16 protein-coding genes are annotated in these 17,049 nt (G+C 47.0%); 7 read left to right on the top strand and 9 right to left on the bottom strand.

Annotated features, from left to right (window positions below; all coding sequences use genetic code 11):
- Positions 1–13: 13 nt before the first annotated feature.
- From WH43_RS09990 to WH43_RS09975, 4 genes are all read right to left on the bottom strand, one after another.
- Complete coding sequence (locus tag WH43_RS09990; RefSeq protein ID WP_053424465.1) at positions 14–469, bottom strand: GNAT family N-acetyltransferase; 456 nt, start codon at positions 467–469, stop codon at positions 14–16.
- 110 nt (positions 470–579) lie between these two features.
- Positions 580–1,305, bottom strand: a complete 726-nt coding sequence (locus WH43_RS09985) for a transporter substrate-binding domain-containing protein (RefSeq protein WP_053424464.1) — start codon at positions 1,303–1,305, stop codon at positions 580–582.
- Positions 1,306–1,357: 52 nt separating this feature from the next.
- Complete coding sequence (gene tpx / locus WH43_RS09980; protein WP_053424463.1) at positions 1,358–1,855, bottom strand: thiol peroxidase; 498 nt, start codon at positions 1,853–1,855, stop codon at positions 1,358–1,360.
- Positions 1,856–1,896: 41 nt separating this feature from the next.
- Positions 1,897–2,529, bottom strand: a complete 633-nt coding sequence (locus WH43_RS09975; RefSeq protein ID WP_053424462.1) for a methylamine utilization protein — start codon at positions 2,527–2,529, stop codon at positions 1,897–1,899.
- Between the two features lie 173 nt (positions 2,530–2,702).
- Between WH43_RS09975 and WH43_RS09970 the strand changes: the two genes are divergently transcribed.
- The gene (locus tag WH43_RS09970; RefSeq protein WP_053424461.1) at positions 2,703–3,950 is read left to right on the top strand and encodes a hypothetical protein; all 1,248 of its coding nucleotides are present in this window, start codon (positions 2,703–2,705) and stop codon (positions 3,948–3,950) included.
- 12 nt (positions 3,951–3,962) lie between these two features.
- Here the strand turns inward: WH43_RS09970 and WH43_RS09965 are convergent, their stop codons facing one another.
- Together WH43_RS09965 and WH43_RS09960 are read right to left on the bottom strand one after the other, a co-directional pair.
- Positions 3,963–4,586, bottom strand: a complete 624-nt coding sequence (locus tag WH43_RS09965) for a LysE family translocator (RefSeq protein ID WP_053424460.1) — start codon at positions 4,584–4,586, stop codon at positions 3,963–3,965.
- A gap of 72 nt (positions 4,587–4,658) precedes the next feature.
- A complete protein-coding gene (locus tag WH43_RS09960) occupies positions 4,659–5,492 on the bottom strand; it encodes a DNA ligase (RefSeq protein WP_082335740.1) in 834 nt (277 codons plus the stop codon).
- Between the two features lie 257 nt (positions 5,493–5,749).
- Between WH43_RS09960 and WH43_RS09955 the strand changes: the two genes are divergently transcribed.
- Positions 5,750–7,021 (top strand): DUF3422 family protein, encoded by a 1,272-nt coding sequence (locus WH43_RS09955; protein ID WP_053424459.1) that lies wholly within the window; start codon positions 5,750–5,752, stop codon positions 7,019–7,021.
- Positions 7,022–7,080: 59 nt separating this feature from the next.
- Complete coding sequence (gene torT / locus WH43_RS09950) at positions 7,081–8,115, top strand: TMAO reductase system periplasmic protein TorT (protein WP_053424458.1); 1,035 nt, start codon at positions 7,081–7,083, stop codon at positions 8,113–8,115.
- 27 nt (positions 8,116–8,142) lie between these two features.
- Here the strand turns inward: torT and upp are convergent, their stop codons facing one another.
- Positions 8,143–8,796: a uracil phosphoribosyltransferase gene (gene upp, locus WH43_RS09945; protein WP_053424457.1), complete on the bottom strand. Its 654-nt coding sequence runs from the start codon at positions 8,794–8,796 to the stop codon at positions 8,143–8,145.
- Positions 8,797–9,076: 280 nt separating this feature from the next.
- Between upp and WH43_RS09940 the strand changes: the two genes are divergently transcribed.
- The 4 genes from WH43_RS09940 to WH43_RS09925 all read left to right on the top strand — a co-directional run bounded on the left by WH43_RS09940 (position 9,077) and on the right by WH43_RS09925 (position 14,581).
- Complete coding sequence (locus WH43_RS09940; protein WP_286049649.1) at positions 9,077–9,787, top strand: M90 family metallopeptidase; 711 nt, start codon at positions 9,077–9,079, stop codon at positions 9,785–9,787.
- A 168-nt stretch (positions 9,788–9,955) separates the two neighbouring features.
- Complete coding sequence (locus tag WH43_RS09935) at positions 9,956–10,438, top strand: FKBP-type peptidyl-prolyl cis-trans isomerase (RefSeq protein WP_053424704.1); 483 nt, start codon at positions 9,956–9,958, stop codon at positions 10,436–10,438.
- Positions 10,439–10,559: 121 nt separating this feature from the next.
- Complete coding sequence (locus WH43_RS09930) at positions 10,560–11,402, top strand: transporter substrate-binding domain-containing protein (RefSeq protein ID WP_053424456.1); 843 nt, start codon at positions 10,560–10,562, stop codon at positions 11,400–11,402.
- Positions 11,403–11,518: 116 nt separating this feature from the next.
- Positions 11,519–14,581: a transglycosylase domain-containing protein gene (locus tag WH43_RS09925; protein ID WP_286049648.1), complete on the top strand. Its 3,063-nt coding sequence runs from the start codon at positions 11,519–11,521 to the stop codon at positions 14,579–14,581.
- Positions 14,582–14,632: 51 nt separating this feature from the next.
- On the opposite strand, the gene WH43_RS09920 is transcribed toward WH43_RS09925, so the two are convergent.
- Positions 14,633–15,499 carry a putative bifunctional diguanylate cyclase/phosphodiesterase gene (locus tag WH43_RS09920; RefSeq protein WP_053424454.1) on the bottom strand — a complete coding sequence of 289 codons (867 nt, stop codon included), beginning with the start codon at positions 15,497–15,499 and terminating at the stop codon, positions 14,633–14,635.
- Between the two features lie 20 nt (positions 15,500–15,519).
- Positions 15,520–17,046 carry a diguanylate cyclase domain-containing protein gene (locus WH43_RS09915; RefSeq protein WP_053424453.1) on the bottom strand — a complete coding sequence of 509 codons (1,527 nt, stop codon included), beginning with the start codon at positions 17,044–17,046 and terminating at the stop codon, positions 15,520–15,522.
- Between the last annotated feature and the right edge of the window lie 3 nt (positions 17,047–17,049).

Raw genomic sequence — 17,049 nt, 5'->3', positions numbered from 1 at the left:
AAAACTGGCTGAGTTAAAGACGCTTTTCCATAAACACACTTAAGGGATCTAGCTGATAAGAGCCAAAGGGAGTCCTGTAGTGATATCCTAACTTTTCATAAAGTCCTAATGCTTCGGGCTGAGAAATACCTGTTTCAAGCCGGACCAGCGGGACTTGTTGTTCCACAAGATGAGCTTCCAACGCTTGCATCAGCTGCTTTGACACACCACGGCCTCTGAAAGACTCCAGCACATAAACCCGCTTGATCTCACCATAACTGCCATCATCATTCATTATTTTAACAGCACCACAGCCTGCTAAGTCACCATCCAGATAAGCCCCTAAAAATAGGACATTGGGCAATGCCAAAGCCGCTGGGCTTTCCATATGATTACTTTCAGCCGGGTATAAAGACGCCATATACGCATCAGACAATGCCAACAAATGTGCAGCCGGTGCAGATAAAGGATCTAGGGTTTTAATATACATAAACAGATTCTGCAGGGATAAAAGTAAGTAGTATTCAAACAAAAACAACGCTACCCACGCAATGCTTTTGACTGTCTAAAAAGCAAAAATCAGCCAGCCGGACAATTGGATTAACGACAACCTTTAAGATAACTGCAACTGTGAGTTTTGGCATGCTGCTGCAACACTTCAATAATCCGCTGATGATCAGGTGACGCTGCAGAGACAACAAAATAGGCATCTATTTCTGCCAGCTTCTTTTGTTTTAAGCCAGCGACAACATCAGTGGATTGCTTATCAGCATAAGCCACAAAAGGGCCTTGGTAACTAATTAAGTGTTGGGTACGCTGATGCAAAAATAACTGAATCGCACTAATACTGTCCGGCATATCGACTAACTGATAGCCTTGTTGCAGTAATTGCTGACGCTGACCTAAGTAATCAAAGGAGCGGATCGCTGCCACAGTTTTATCTTGTGGCGCAGCAGAGCTCAACTGATGGCTGTATAGCATCAACTGCATCGGCATATAGGCGGGTTCAACAAATTTATGTTTTTTACTGATAGCCGCTGTGGTTTTTACATTGATACTAAAATCCACCTCGCCTTGATCCAGTAACAGATACATTCGAGCCGGGGTGGTACAAACGGCCTTTAACTTAAAGCCTGCTTGTGCAAAAAGCCGCTGAGCCAATAGATATCCATCTCCGGCACAAGTTTTACCATCAGCACTGACAACAAAATCAGGTGGAAAATTATGGACCCCCATGCGCAGCACTTTGTCTGACAGAATTGGCAGATCGGCCACCACAGGAGGCTGTATCAGCAAAGCTAAAACACAAAGAAGTCTGTATCGCATCAAGCACTCTTTAAATGAGGGTCAGAGTGCGCGACTCTGACCCACAACACTATTAAGCTAACACAGCCAAAGCACCTTCATACGAAGGTTCATCTGCAGTTTCAGCCACTTGCTCTGTGTACAACACTGAACCGTCAGTGCCAATGACAACTACAGCACGGGATAGTAACCCTGTCAGAGGACCCGTAGAAAAAGCTACACCGTAGTCTTTGCCAAAAGAGCTGCGGAAACTTGAACCGTTTTTCACTTGTTCTAAACCTTCAGCACCACAAAAACGAGCCTGAGCAAAAGGTAAGTCAGCAGAAACACACAAGACTGTGGTGTTGCTTAAGCTTGATAAGGCTTTGTTAAAAGTACGGACAGAGGTAGCACAAGTTGGAGTGTCCACGCTCGGGAAAATATTCAGTACCAAACGTTGTCCGGCAAAATCTGACAGTTTCACATCCGCTAAACCTGCACCTGTTAAGGTGAAATCAGGGGCTTTACTGCCCACTGCCGGCAGTTCGCCTACGGTCTGAAATGGATTACCTTTTAATGTTACTGTGGCCATGAGTCGGCTCCTTTAGGTTAGAAAATCGGGTTAGTTAAAAATCAGGGCGTATAGGAAGCACCAAAGCCTTTTTTCGGCTTTTTGGGTTTTTCCTGAGCGGTAATAGCCAGTTGATAACTCATCATCTGGCCTTGTTTAATCTGAATTTGTTGTGTCACCCAGTCGACATTTTGCCATGGATGCCAGAGTTTGAGCTGATAGCTGCCATCAGGAACATCGATAAAAGTCACCAGCCCTTTAGTATCTGTCACCTGTAAAAACGGGCTTTGCCCTACATAAATATAAGCCTGCATATAATCGTGAATATTACAGCCTAAAGCGACAATACCTGCCTGGTCAAACAACACAGGAGCCTCAGGTTTGTTGGCATACAACTTTAATTCAAAGACTTTGGCAGGAGAAAAAGAATAAACATGATGCCGGGTTTTATCCGTATTCGGAAAGTCGACTTCGGTACCTATTTGATAGGCAGACACAAAAGGAATAAAAGTCAGGTCCTGTTGTTTTACTTCTGCCTTTTTTACGGAAAAAGTTTTGTTCGCCGGGTCAAGCAATTCAACCACAGCATCTTCCAGTGGCTGGCCTTGTTGATCCGTGATGCTCAGCTTAACATCAGCTGTGGCATGGAAAGACAGTAAAAAAACCAGACACAAAACAGGGGTTACAAAGGTCATTCAATCATCACTCCGTGAGCCGGACCTGGCTAAAGTCTGCTTAAACTAAAGCAGTTTAGACCTGTTGTCATCATCTACCAGATAAAGCAGCAGAAACTTTTCAGATCTCCGTGTTTTTACCCGTTGATGCAAACTGCTACTATCAAGGCAGAATAAAAATAAGGAATCCAGGGATGTCCCCCACTCGTCCGACTGCTTTTTTAATCAGCCTGATCCCAGCTCTGCTGTTCAGTGTCACCACCGCAGCATCCGAACAACTGAGCCTAAAAGGTCGAGGCGAATTTTATCTGAATAAACAAAATGATACAGCAGATTATTTAGCGCCCTGGTGGCAAAAAGGCACAGGACAATTTGGCTATAACACAAAGGCCGGAGCTGGACCACAGTATCTGGTTGCTTTACTTGAAGGCGATTCTGATTTTTCGGTAGTAGTGCATGCACAGTGGCACAGAGCACCAGAAGCAGGGGTTGGAGTAACAGAAGCCTGGCTAAACTGGAGCCCTTTACCTGCCTCAGGCTACAGAGTGCGGGGCAGAGCTGGCGTATTTTATCCTGCGATGTCGCTGGAAAATACCGACCTGGCCTGGACTTCGCCTTATACCCATTCATTTTCTGCCATCAACAGCTGGATGGCCGAAGAAATCAAAACCAGAGCGGTTGAATTGTCAGTCAGTCGTCCCGGCCGTTTTTTTAAATCAGACCATAGTTTTCAGTGGGTTGGCGCGTTATTTCAAGGCAACGATCCGGCAGGTTCTATCTTAACCTGGCGAGGTTTTGCTGTGCATAATCTGCAAAGCGGCATCGGCGAACGCATTGATTTTGCCAACTACCTCAGCATAGCGCCAGGCGGGGCCGTGGAACCACAACCGGCCTGGGTCGAACCCAATCGCGAGTTGGATCATAAAACCGGCTATTACACAGGAGTGCACTGGCAGCACAAAGACCAGACCGAAGCCCGGCTTTATTGGTATGACAACAGAGGCGAACCTACGACCTTTAAAGATGGCCAATATGCCTGGGATACCCGTTTTGTCAGTCTGGCTTTGCAACATCAACTGACAGAACAGTGGCGGCTGCTGGCGCAGTATCTGAATGGCGATACCGCTATGGGGCAAAAGGTGGTTGTCGCAGATTATCGCAGTAGTTACCTGATGCTGAACTATCAATCAGAGCAGCACAGTATCAGTGTCCGTTATGACCGTTTTGAAGTGATAGATCAAGACCAGACTCCAACAGACGATAACAATGGCAAAGGCCATAGCTGGACTATCAACTGGACCTATCAGCTGACAGACCATTTTGATATTGCGCTGGAGCACAGCAGCTTAACCAGCGTTCAACCGAACAGGACCCAGTGGGATGACTGGCTGGCAAAAGCGAAGCAGCGCTCCAGTAGTTTGATTTTGGGGTATCGATGGTAACAAAAAGCCGTCTTACCCCAGTAGCATCCATAACGCCACAGCAAACATTAAACTGGCTGCACTACGATTGAGCCACTGCACTTTGTTTTGTTGCTGGAAAAATGCACCTAAGGCTTTACCACCACTGGCGTACAGCAGCATCGACAAAAACTCCAGCACAAGAATAATACACACCAGCACCAGCAACTGCGGCCAAAACGCCAGTTGGCTGTCGATAAAAGGTGGCAACAACGCCATATGAAAAGCCCAGCCTTTGGGATTAGACACTGCGGTGACAAACCCCTGGCTAAATAAAGTGCGCCTTGGCATCAGCTCCCGACTGATACCGGCCTGAGGAATAGCTAACTTGCCTTTGGCCCACCACATTTGCCAGCCGATATAAGCTAAAAAAAGAGCGCCTGCAATTTTAAACCACTGAAATACAACCGGAAACTGTAGCATCATAGTTGCGACACCACACACAGCCAGAATAGCGACCAAGGCCACACCTAACATCTCGCCCCACATCATCCAGAATGTACGGCGCACGCCCTGTGTCATGCCAAGCGTCATAGCCAGAGTCATGCACATACCCGGCGTAACCGAAACAAATAAAAAAGTTGGAATAAAAGCGCCCATCAAGGCCAGATTGATCATAGCTACCTCATCAATGAAGAGCGCTATTCTGTCTGGTTGTGCAGACGACAACAAGAGTGGCTGACCTACTTTTTAAGGCTCTGGCCGCTCCCGCACAAATACCGCAAAACGAGGTGTTCCTTTGTGAGTTAACCCACGGTATTGAAAAGTCACCAAACGCCCTATTGGCGGCGGGTTTTGACGTTCATCCAGACTAAAACCTGAACCTAATTTAAAGCGACGACCATCAGGTAATTCCACCAATAAAGCCCCGAGCATGCCGCTAAATTGCCCCTTGCCCGGCAAATGTGCCACAACCCTAGCCTCCGCATCCTCCACCAGCTTTAGTTTTTGCAGATGACCGACTCTGCCACTTTGATAAAGCGCCTTTACATGATGCAACATCAGCCCTTCGCCACCTTCGCTGACAACCTGCTTTAACAGCTGTTCAAGTTCTGCTTTGCTCTGCAGTTGCTGTTGGGGGACCAGTTGTAGAAAAGTCGAATCCGGTAGTTGCTGCTGCAAAAACTGCAAGCGTTCGGTAAAGGTGCCGGGATGTTCTGGCGCATCAAATACCATCAGGCGAATCGTTTGCCAGTGAACGTCTGTTGAACTGTGCTGTAAAGCCTGCATCACCTGTTGAAACTGCCCCCGCCCAGCCCACAACTCGGCATCAAGCGCAAAAGCAGGTAACTGTTTTCGTAAAGGCTCTGGCAGCTTAATCCATTGCCCGCTGCGGCTACGTAATTGATGGCCATCCCAAAAGGCCCGCACACCGTCCAGTTTCTCACTGATCCAAAAATCAGCCACTGCGTCTTGCTGCTGATAGGAATTAGCTAACTGTAACTGGGGTAAGGTTTCAAGGCCAAAAGCCGGCACAGTCGCCAACATAGCCGTACAACACAGTGACAAATACAAAGTTCGCATTGGTTTGCCCTCCTTGTTGTGTTCCGGTTTTAACTGTAGCTCGTTTTATTTGAAAATAAAGTGTTAACAAAAATGCACTATTTTAGTGCTGAATTGAACAGGAAAAGTACATTAAGGTATTGATCAGCCAGAAAAAACTGAAGCAACCACACTAGATTTACCAATAAAATCAAATAATTGACATCAGACTGTCATAGCTGGGTACAGATACTGCTTCTGGTATTTGAATTGTTCGTGAAGCCGTTTGGGAGTCGAGTATGGTTCAGCTTTATTTACGCCAACATCCACAACGTGACCTGCTGGAGCAAGAGTTGCAACAGCGTTTTTTCCCGGCTCTGGATTCCCCTTGCCAGCTCTGCCAGTTTGTACTGACCCTATCCAGTGTTTCACGTACTGCTGAATACCAGGCTATGCACCAGTTAGCTCAGCAACATGGCAAAACCCTAGAACCACATGAACAAGACTGCAATCTGCAGTTGGGCACTAGCTGGTTACGCTGGGAGAGGCACAACGAATTTTCGACTTATACTTTTATTCGCAGTGGTGTAGCGGCCAGCTTATTTTGTGATCCGCAGGACTTAGTACCGGACAACGAATGGTTTGCCAGCTTACCGGGGCAGCTGTTCCGGGTGGTGCAGCTGAGTATAGTGCAGCCAGCTCAACTGGCACACCAAGACCCTGCCACTCTTTTTGTCAGTGAACATTTGATCAGCAGTATGGTATTTAACGGCAAAGCCAGGATTTGGACGGACTTTCGTAAACACAACGAAGGGGCGGGTCGCATGTTAGTGCTGGATCATGGTTTGAGCCGCAGTGCGCTAGGTGCTTTGGTTCAGCAACTGTTCGATTTAGGCAACTACCGCAAACTGGCGCTTTTGGCCTGGCCTTATTGCAAGCTGGCGCTGCATCAATTGCCACAGCAAGAACAACAACTGGCGGTGATCACCTCACGTATAGAGCAAAAACAAGGCAATGACGAGCAGTTGTTGGATGAGTTAATTCAGTTAGCGGCACAGACCGAACATCAAATCTCGGAAAACAGCAGCAGATTACAGGCCAGTCATGCCTATTACCAGTTGACACTGGACAGGCTCAAAAGTCTGGATGAACAGCCTGTCGAAGGACTGCTGTCATTACAGCACTTTACCGAGCGGCGTTTAACACCGGCCTGGCGTACCGCTCAGTCCGTGCTGAAACGCCAGCAGCACCTGGCAGAGCGTTTAGGCCGTTCCACCGAATTACTCCGTACTCAAATCAACTTAAAGCTGGCCTGGCAAAACCAAACGCTGCTGGCTTCGATGGATAAAAGAGCGCATTTGCAACTAAAACTACAAAGTGCGGTTGAACGTTTGTCAGTGGTTGCCATCAGCTACTACTCATTGCAACTATTAACCAAAGCTCAGCAAGCCATACTGCACTGGTTGCCACAATGGCCAGCTAAAACCATAGAGTCCATTAGTATCCCGCTGGTGGTGGCTATGGTGCTATGGTATTTCTGGCATTTACGAAAAAAGTTCGATCAGCATTAAACAGAGGTCGCATATTTTTGAAATCTCCTCTAATTTTAACGAGTTAAAAAGGAGATTTCATGCCAAAAGTGTTGCTCGCCATCAGTCTGCTTATCAGTAATTCACTCTCTGCGCAACCATATTGGTTTCCTGTTGACGTGCAAGCCGATGGCAAGACGATACAGTATCAGCCGCTACAAAAGGTCAGTAAAGCCTGGCGGCTTTGTGCTCTGTTGCCTCATGGTAAAGATCATTACTGGTGGGGCGTGTCCTGGGGCTTGGCAGAAGAGGCAAAACGCCAGGGGGTCCAACTTGGAATTTATGAAGCCGGGGGTTATGAGAACTTACCTCGCCAACGCCAACAGCTGCAGGATTGCGTGAAGAATAAAGCGGACGCTCTGATTATAGGTGCAATATCCAGCGAAGATTTAAACGACTTAATTCTGCAGTTAAAAGCTTCGGGTATTCCGGTCATCGATCTGATCAATGGGATGAAAAGTGACGCGATAGCAGCCCGCTCTTCAGTCTCTTTTGCCGATATGGCTGCGACAAGCGTTCGCTATCTGCTCAAACACAGTCAACACCAAGCTGTCACTCTGGCCTGGTTTCCGGGCCCGGCTCAAGCCGCGTGGGTACAGGATGCTGAACGGGGTTTAAATCAGCAATTAATTGGAAGTCAGATGCGGCTTTTACATGGCGGTTACGCTGCTACCGACAATTTTTCGCAAGCAACCTTAGTCAGGCAACTCTTTGGCCGGCAACAGCCCCACTATGTGCTGGCCAACGCTGTGGCTGCAGATGTGACTCAGCACTTTATTGCCGCCGAAAATCTGACACAAACCCAAGTGATGGCTTACTACGCCAATCCACAAGTAGTACAGCTTATCCAAAGTGGCCAATTACTGGCAGCAGTGACGGATTCACCGGTGATCCAGGCTCGCATCAGTATTGATTTGGCGCTGCGTGTGCTGGAAAAACAACCTTATGCCCGCCAGGTGAGTCCACTTATACGAATTTTAGACCAGCACAGTATCAGTCAGTTACCACTGCAGCAGATCATTGCCCCCAAACAACAATGGATGATCCGCCAGCCACTCGCAGCTAAAACGCCATGATGCCAGGGTTTGACTGAAGTGCTCAACTCAGAGTTTGGGTCCAAAACACAGATCGCCCGCATCGCCCAGGCCCGGCACTATATAAGCTTGCTCGTTCAGACACTGGTCCAGGGCACCTAACCACAGATAACTGTTTTGCGGTAAATGCTGACGCAAGGCATCCACCCCTTCGGGCGCAGCAATAGCTGCAACTACATGAACTGAGCGAGGACTGGCCTGACTTGCGATCAGTTGCCAGACCTTAAGTAACGATCCGCCTGTCGCCAGCATAGGGTCTATTAAAATCAGATCCCGGCCAGTTAAATCCGGCAAAGCAGCGTAGTTCATGCGGATCTCCAGGTGTTCTGCATTGTCGCCCTCAACCCGATAAGCACCGATAAAACCGCTGTCCGCCTCATCAAAAGCGTTGGCAAAGCCCTGATAAAAAGCCAAACCAGCCCTTAGCACAGTCACCAGTACAGGAGACTGGGTTGGCACCTCTATCTGGGTTGAGCCCAGCACAGTGTGAACTTCAACCTGATGCACAGGCAAAGTTTTTGCCAGTTCTGCAGCCAGTAAAAAACCCAGGCGTTCTAAATTAAACTTAAAACGCAGTCTGTCCTTTTGTACGTGCGGATCACGCAGTTGTAATAAAATGCTGTGCACTAACCCAGGATATAAATTCAGTTGAAACAGATTCATTCGCAGACCCGATCGTTGATTCGTCTGCAAAGGGTATAGTTTTTTTCCGCCAGGACGCAACCTGTTCTGCCAGTCTGGCCTTGAATTTATTAATAGTGGCGCCATAACTGCTCAATGACAAAGCGACTGGAGCAGCAGCGGTGCCTTTATTGTTATTAATTGTGCTGACGTTAATAGTGTTAGCAGCGATATTTTTACCGCCTGTCTGGAGGCAATATCGCCGGAAAAAATTCAGCAGCAGCCCTTTCCTGCTGCATGGCGACAAATTTTAAAACACCGCATGCCTTATTTTCGTGCTTTACCCGCTGACTTGCAGCTGCAACTGAAAAAGTTGATCCAGGTTTTTGTCGCGGAGAAGCAATTTGTCGGTTGTGCCGGCCTCACTGTTACTGACGAGATGAGAGTGACCATTGCGGCCCAGGCTTGTTTGTTGTTATTAAATAAACCCGCTCATTATTACCCTAAACTCAAGCAAATTCTGATTTATCCCGCCGCTTTTGTGGTACCAACACAGCAGGCTGATAACGCTGGTGTCGTCAGTGAAATGACACAAGTGCGATTGGGGGAGTCCTGGCAAACGGGTCAGATTATTTTGTCCTGGGTTGATACCTTAAAATCTGCCGCTATTTGCAACGATGGACATAATCTGGTGATCCATGAATTTGCGCATCAATTGGATCAACTCAAAGGTCAAGCGACCGGAGCACCTCAACTCAGCAGCGCTCAGGCTTATAAAGAGTGGTCTTTGGTGTTATCCCGCGAATATGAGCAATTACAAAAACAACTGGCGCTGGGCTTACCAACCTTGTTTGATGCGTACGCAGCGACCAATCCGGCCGAATTTTTTGCGGTAATTTCCGAGGTGTTTTTTGAACAACCTGATTTATTTGCCGCACAGCATGCAGCCTTGTACCAGCAGTTACGATCTTTCTACGCATTGGACCCGTTAAGCTGGGCTCAGACTCATCCTGTCAATGCACCTCGTCCCTGAAGTAGTGGCTTTGTTGACTACATGCTCTGGGCTTACTCAACTGGCGTTTGCCTGCAACGCCTCTGACTTTGGGCATAACAGCCCCTTATTGACATAAAAAAGTCGACCCGATAGCGCCATTGCGTAATAATGACGGCCATTTTTGAGCAAGCAGCGGATAAACAAACAATGCAAATCACTAAAGATACCGTGGTTCAGTTCCACTACACCTTATCAGACGAAACAGCTGTGTTAGAAAACTCCAGAAGTCAGGACCCGGTTTTATATCTGCAAGGTCATGGCAACCTGATTGAAGGTTTAGAAAAGGCGATGGAAGGTCATCAGGCTGGTGATAAATTTCAGGTGACTTTAGCTCCGGCAGACGCCTATGGTGAACGCACTGAAGATGCAATTCAAAGTGTTCAGGTTAAACACCTGATGGGCGCTAAAAAGTGGAAACCAGGTATGGTGGCTGTGGTGAACACAGAACAAGGTCAGCGTCAGGTCACTGTAGTTAAAGTCGGTATGTTTAAAGCAGAAGTAGACACTAACCACCCATTAGCAGGTAAAACCTTAAGTTTTGATATCGATGTGATAGATGTTCGTGCAGCCTCTGCAGAAGAAATTGAACACGGTCATGCCCATGGTGTCGGTGGTCATCACCACCATTAATCAGGCTTTGCGCTAATAAATTCAGTTCAGCCGATTTGAGGCTGAACTGAATTAAACCTTGTTCTGACACGATGCATTGGTTAGATTAACAATATGTTAAAGAAACCAAGGCATAGTGCGGATGCGATTTGTGTTGGCGCTGCTGGTGCTGCTGTTGAGCAGTAACAGCTTAGCAAGTACAACCCAACCTTTGTTGAACTGGGCAACGAATACAGCGCCTCCTTTTCATATTGTCGGTGGAGCCTTTGACCAGCAGGGGATCTGTGATGCACTGGTACATAGCATTCAAAGACACTTGCCTCAGGTCAGACATCAAGTTTTTCTGATGCCACAAACCCGCATCCATCAGGCACTGAACAATAAAGAGCCTCTGTGTTTTCCTTGTATGATCCACAGAAATACCCCGACCGATACAGCAGTATTCAGTCAGCCGACCCATTGGTACAGACCACAGGGTGTGATCACCCGTAAAGCCTTAGCGAATCATTTTTCTGAACAATTTGGCAGCCCGCTGGTGCTGGCGAGGTTGTTGGAAAATGAAACTTTTAAATTGGGTTTAGCCGCAGGTCGCCGATACGGCGAGCTGGAATCTATACTGGAGCCTTACCGCAACAATGGTTTAGTGCGCTCTGGCGATGATGGCCCTGTGGCATTGCTGAAAATGATCCAAAGTGGCCGAATTGATTTCACTCTTGATTACGACATTATTCTGACCTACCTGAAAAAAACCGCACCAGAGCAGGCAAAAGGTTTAGTTCACGTGCCTTTAGCTGAGCTAAAGCAGCCTGTTGCCGGAGCTGTCGGCTGTAGTAACAGCAAATGGGGACAACAACAGGTTGAACTTATCAATACAATATTGCCCAAAGTGAAAGCTGACCCGGAGTTTAGAAAAAGTCTTGAACTATGGTTTGATAGCCAGGTCTTGTTGCCTGATACAGAGGTCAAAGCAGAGAAAAAGCATTAAATGGAAACAAATCAGTATGTTTGCTCAACAAAGTTCAACAAAATTCAGCTGCAAATCCCTCTTAGACCAGTTAAAATCGTGCCACATGGCAGATGCCTGAACTCATGGATAAGAACTTGTCATCCCCATCAGATTTGAATCAAATGCAATTTGATAACTACCGTGGCGAACGACCGTCAGCACAACCAGCACCAGAGGGTAAACCTCGCCGTCGCAGCCTTATCCCATCGCTGTTAGTTCTGCTTGTGCTTTCTGGCGCTGCATTGGTGGCCTATGAGCTGCATACAGCTCATTATCAGTCGACAGAAATTAGTCTTTATGCCAAAAAACTGACCTACCAACTGCAGTCAGGTGCGACTGAACAGGTGTCTTATCCTATAGCCGGACCTTTTGACCAACGATTAGGGTATTCGAAGTTATCCAAATTTATTCCACGTTTGACTCAAAATAACTTTGTGATTGAACAACAAGCCGCCTTCTCACCTGAATTGCTGTTTTATACCCAGCTCGGTTTTTTTCCGCCTTATCGTGAAAAAGCTCAGGGCGGATTACTAATTGGTGATTGCCGCAACGAAGAGTTGTTTTCCTTCTCTCATCCACAACGCGTCTACAGCCATCCGGCTGACGTCCCAGCTGTAGTGCGTAACAGCTTATTATTTATAGAAAACCGTAAACTGTTAACCTCGCCTTCCCGCGCCAACCCCGCTGTTGACTGGCCACGTTTTATTATGGCCGCGGTTTCTCAGGTGACTAAGGTATTAAATCTGGAAGGGCAGTCCGCAGGCGGCAGTACCCTCGCGACTCAGATTGAGAAATACCGCCACTCACCTCAGGGCTTAACTCAAAGTTTTACCGATAAGTTTCTACAAATGGTTTCTGGTTCGGTCCGTGCTTATCGCTACGGCGCTGATACATCCTTAACCCGGCACGAAGTTATACTGGACTACTTAAATTCAGTCCCCCTGTCTTCAGCTCCTGGTTTTGGTGAAGTACACGGTGTAGGTGATGCCTTGTGGGCTTGGTTTGGCACTGACTTTGGTCGTTTTAATCAGGTGTTAAACGCAGAACCCACTGAACAAAACAGAAGTTTAAGGGGCTTGGCTTTACGTCAGGTTTTAGCTCTGATGATAGCTCAGCGCCGTCCTTCGTATTACCTGCTGCAAGGCCATGATGATTTAGAGGAACTGACCAACAGCCATTTGCGGGTTTTGGCTAATGCTAAAGTGATAGACAAAGATTTAGCCGATTCGGCTATGTCACAGCGTTTATTATTTAAAGGTGGCAAAGCACCTGGTATTAAACAGGATGCACAAACCCTCAAAGGCATCAACGTTGCCCGAGGACGTTTAGGTACGCTGCTGAACCAACAACTGTATGATTTAGACCGGCTGGATCTAACGGCCAAAGTATCGTTACATCATGAGCTACAACAAAAAGTCAGTCATTACCTCAATAGTCTGGCCTCCCCTGCTGTTGCGGAAAAAGTTGGGCTCTTAGGAGAAAGGCTGTTAAGTGCCAGCAACACAGACAAAGTTACGTACAGCTTTACTCTGTTTGAGAAGACGCCGAGCGGCAACAGAGTAAGGGTACAAACCGACAATACCGACCAGCCTTTTGATTTAAACGAAGGCAGTAAGCTGGAGTTAGGCTCCACAGCTAAATTGCGGGTTCTGACGACTTATCTGGAAATTGTCGCTGAATTGCACGACTCCTTTATCGATGAACTACCAGAAAATTTGCTGAACCTTGAGATAGCGCCTAACGATCATTTAACCCGCTGGGCAGCAACTTATATGGCACATACAGCAGACAGAGACTTGTCCAAAATGCTGGATGCAGCCTTACAGCGCACCTACTCTGCATCGCCTGCCGAACGCTTTTTTACCGGCGGTGGTTTGCAGGTGTTTAATAACTTCCAGAAAAAAGAAGACAGCAGAGTGCCGACTGTGCTGGAGTCATTAAAAGAATCTATTAACCTGCCCTTTGTCCGTCTGATGCGAGACATAGTGGCGTACAGCAGCAGCTACCAAACCGCTGGCAGTACTTCGTTGCTGTTGAAAAATGATAAAGATCCGCGTCGCGAGGACTATTTACGTCGTTTTGCCGACAAAGAAGGCAGCTCTTTCCTGCAGCGTTTCTGGCGGAAATACCAGAAGAAAACTGAAGAAGACCGCTTAAGTACGTTCTTTGAAGGTTTAAAACAAACACCGGATCGTCTGGCAGCAGTGCATCGTTATTTATTGCCGGACTCTGATTTTGCTAAATTCAGTGCTTTTCTGCAGCAGCGTCTGCCAGAAGAAAATCTGACAGTGAAAGATATAGATGAACTTTACAACAAGTACGGTCCGGGTAAGTTCAGTCTGATGGATCAAGGCTACATAGCCAAGGTTCACCCGCTGGAATTATGGTTACTGAGCTTTATGCAGAAAAACCCACAAGCCACCTTCAAAGAGGCTGTGGAGGCATCGGCAGAACAACGCCAGCAAGTGTACCGCTGGTTATTTAAAACCTCGAATCGTAGTGCCCGTGACACCCGTATCCGCATTATGTTGGAAGTCGAAGCCTTCCTCGACATTCACCAGCGCTGGAAAAAATTGGGTTATGCTTTTGACCACCTGGTGCCTTCTCTGGGCACAGCCCTGGGGAGCTCAGGTGACAGACCCGCCTCTTTGGCGGAACTCATAGGTATTATCCAGAATGACGGCTTGTTGTTGCCTACAGTCCGGGTAGATCAGCTACATTTTGCAGCCAATACGCCTTATGAAGTGAAGTTAAAATATCAGCCAGATGAAGCCAAAAGAGTAATGAAACCTGAGGTTGCCAGAGCGCTGCGTTTTGCCCTGTCGCAGGTGGCCGATGGCGGCACTGCACGTCGTTTGCAAGGCTCGTTCACCAAAGCAGATGGTTCACCTTTGGTGATAGGTGGTAAAACAGGTACGGGTGACAACAAGATGGCAACTCAAGTGATCCGGGGACGTACAGTGCAGGCCACTACCATTAACCGTACTGCAACTTTTGTGTTTTATCTGGGCGAGAATCACTTTGGTACTCTGACGGCTTTTGTACCAGGTAAAGAAGCTGAGGACTTTAGTTTTACTTCAGCTTTACCACTGCAAGTCCTCAAAGGCATGGCGCCTATTCTGAATCCATATATCCAACAAGGTCAGCTGTGTCGTTAAGTAAAGCTCGAATCACATTGTTACTGTTAACAATGTGATTCGAGCTCATTTTTAATGACCCCGCCAAATCCCTTTCGGGAAATGCTCCTCTAAAAAGCCTGTCAATTCAGCTTGTGGCACAGGTCTGGCGATCAGGTAACCCTGCGCTATATCGCAGCCTTGCTGGCGCAATAATTCCAACTGTTCCCGGGTTTCAACCCCTTCAGCGACCACTTGCAATTGCAGTTTTTGTACCATGGCGATGGTAGACGCAATGATTTGAAAATCAGCGGCATTCTCTAACATGCCAGACAAGAAGCTCTTATCTATTTTGATGCAATCCATCGGCATTTTTTTCAGATAGCTTAACGATGAGTAGCCGGTACCAAAATCGTCAATTGCAAAATGAATCCCCATAGCTTTGATTTGCGACATGATACTCAGCATTGTCTCCATACTTTGTACCAAAGTACGCTCTGTCAATTCCAGCTCAAAATAAGTACCCTGCAGCTCATATTTATCCAACAGCAGCTTTAACCTGGGGATCAGATCAGGGTCAACAAACTGCTCTGCCGATAAGTTAATGGCGATACGAAAATGATGCCAGCCACTGTGCAATAAAATCAGACACTGCTGCATACATTGTTCAATAATCCAGTACCCCAGCGGTACTATTTGTCTGGATTGCTCCAACACTGGAATAAATTCATCAGGCGGTACCATACCCCGCACCGGATGGTGCCAGCGGATCAACGCCTCAAAGCCATACAAAGCCCCCGTCGCTATGGTCATCTGCGGCTGAAAGCTGATACTGAACTGCTTCAACATCAAAGCCTCTTTGAGGTCTTGTTCCAGTAACACCCGCTGTTGCACCCGCTGGTACATATCGAGGTTATAGGCCTGAGCTCCATTACCGCCGTTGACTTTGACTTCATGCATGGCTAAATCGGCTTGTCGTATCAAGTCATCAGGCTTACAGATGCATCAATACTCATGGTTAAGCCGATACTAGCGGTCATCACAAAGTTTTGTTGATCGATAGTCAAAGGCTGTTGAATGCGCTGCAAAATCTGGCTGGCTAAATGAAAAGGGGTATCCACATCTTTTAATTGCGGCAAAACAAAAACAAACTCATCACCACCAAAACGACATAATAAGTCCTTGGGACTGCAGCAGTCTTTTAAGCGCAGCGCCACAAGTCTTAACAGCTTATCGCCATAAGCGTGACCTAAGCTGTCGTTAATACGTTTGAAGTCATCCAGATCAACAAAAAGTACAGCCAGGAATTTTTTTTCTGCGCTTTGGTCGCTAAGCATACGTTCCAACTGATATTGCAGCATATTCCGGTTCGGTAACGTAGTAAGCAAATCATACATCGCTACTTTTTCAAGCTCATTGGTATGTTGCTCTACTTTATAGTTCAGTTGTTCCAACTCGACACTTAACTCTTCAGCGGCCTGGCGCAATAAATCTACTTCATCTGGCCATAAGCTGGATTCAAAATGACTTTGTTGACGAAAGCCGGCATATTGTTTTTGCGAAAGCAGAGGCAAGGCTTTACTCAGCGTTTTTAGTCTCAGGCTGATCCGTCTGGTGATCAGATAAATTAAAACCACCATACAGCCAAACAAGATCACAGAGGTCACAAGTAACTGACGCCGATAACCGTTATTAGTGGCAACGAAGTCACTGATATTATCGACCACGGTCAGATACATGCCTTTACTTTGCATCTCAAATGCAGAAATCAGGTATTGTTGCCCCTGGTATTCAAGCTCCAGCCCTCTGGTTAAAGCCAAATCAGCTTCCAGATCAGACACTTTTTGCAGCAGCGCTTTTAACAAGTCGGGATTGGAGCTGGAAATTAAGTCGCGATTGATTTTTCCGGCTTCAGTTTTACTGGCTCGGATCAGAGCCACATCTGAATTTAAGCTTTGATGTAAAGCCGATAAAATATCCACCAGCGTCGTGGTGACCGTCATCACAGCCACCTCTCCGGCGCTGTTTAATACCGGCAAACTTAGCTGCTTCACACAAAACTGCACGCATAAATTAGCGGTCAAAGGTCTTTGTTGTTCCAATACGTTCTGCACCAAAGCAGGCGAAAAATAAGGGGTTTGCTGGCCACTGCTAAATAGCAACTGCATGGAACTGTCATGCAACCAAATTTGTTCAATATTGAGGTGCAACTGCATATTGGCGCTTTGTTCCGCCAATTGTTGAACAAAAGAGGAAAAATCAGCTTGCTGGCTGAGCCGGACCAGATCAGAAAAACTTTCCAGCCACACCCGCAATTGCTGCTCAATGATAGCGTTTTGTTGCAGATACTGTTGCCGTGCCGATTCACGTTTCACCAGCTGTTGCCGATCAAACTCCTCGCCCATCCGCATCAGGCCCAAGCTGGTTTGCAGCACCGTCATACAAAGCAAAGCACTGATGGTGGCCAGCAAAATTTTCCAGGGTAAACTAAACACAAAAGGTCGCATAAG

It is taken from the genome of Rheinheimera sp. KL1 (genome assembly GCF_001275035.1).
In the GTDB taxonomy this organism is placed as follows: Bacteria; Pseudomonadota; Gammaproteobacteria; order Enterobacterales; family Alteromonadaceae; genus Pararheinheimera; species Pararheinheimera tangshanensis.
This window is presented reverse-complemented; position numbering and strand designations above follow the sequence as displayed.

Bases quoted from the DNA above. Each gene is read 5' to 3' on its own strand.
- WH43_RS09990 (WP_053424465.1), bottom strand. From the start codon at position 469: ATGTATATTAAAACCCTAGATCCTTTATCTGCACCGGCTGCACATTTG.
- WH43_RS09985 (WP_053424464.1), bottom strand. From the start codon at position 1,305: ATGCGATACAGACTTCTTTGTGTTTTAGCTTTGCTGATACAGCCTCCT.
- tpx (WP_053424463.1), bottom strand. From the start codon at position 1,855: ATGGCCACAGTAACATTAAAAGGTAATCCATTTCAGACCGTAGGCGAA.
- WH43_RS09975 (WP_053424462.1), bottom strand. From the start codon at position 2,529: ATGACCTTTGTAACCCCTGTTTTGTGTCTGGTTTTTTTACTGTCTTTC.
- WH43_RS09970 (WP_053424461.1), top strand. From the start codon at position 2,703: ATGTCCCCCACTCGTCCGACTGCTTTTTTAATCAGCCTGATCCCAGCT.
- WH43_RS09965 (WP_053424460.1), bottom strand. From the start codon at position 4,586: ATGATCAATCTGGCCTTGATGGGCGCTTTTATTCCAACTTTTTTATTT.
- WH43_RS09960 (WP_082335740.1), bottom strand. From the start codon at position 5,492: ATGCGAACTTTGTATTTGTCACTGTGTTGTACGGCTATGTTGGCGACT.
- WH43_RS09955 (WP_053424459.1), top strand. From the start codon at position 5,750: ATGGTTCAGCTTTATTTACGCCAACATCCACAACGTGACCTGCTGGAG.
- torT (WP_053424458.1), top strand. From the start codon at position 7,081: ATGCCAAAAGTGTTGCTCGCCATCAGTCTGCTTATCAGTAATTCACTC.
- upp (WP_053424457.1), bottom strand. From the start codon at position 8,796: ATGAATCTGTTTCAACTGAATTTATATCCTGGGTTAGTGCACAGCATT.
- WH43_RS09940 (WP_286049649.1), top strand. From the start codon at position 9,077: ATGCCTTATTTTCGTGCTTTACCCGCTGACTTGCAGCTGCAACTGAAA.
- WH43_RS09935 (WP_053424704.1), top strand. From the start codon at position 9,956: ATGCAAATCACTAAAGATACCGTGGTTCAGTTCCACTACACCTTATCA.
- WH43_RS09930 (WP_053424456.1), top strand. From the start codon at position 10,560: ATGCGATTTGTGTTGGCGCTGCTGGTGCTGCTGTTGAGCAGTAACAGC.
- WH43_RS09920 (WP_053424454.1), bottom strand. From the start codon at position 15,499: ATGCATGAAGTCAAAGTCAACGGCGGTAATGGAGCTCAGGCCTATAAC.
- WH43_RS09915 (WP_053424453.1), bottom strand. From the start codon at position 17,046: ATGCGACCTTTTGTGTTTAGTTTACCCTGGAAAATTTTGCTGGCCACC.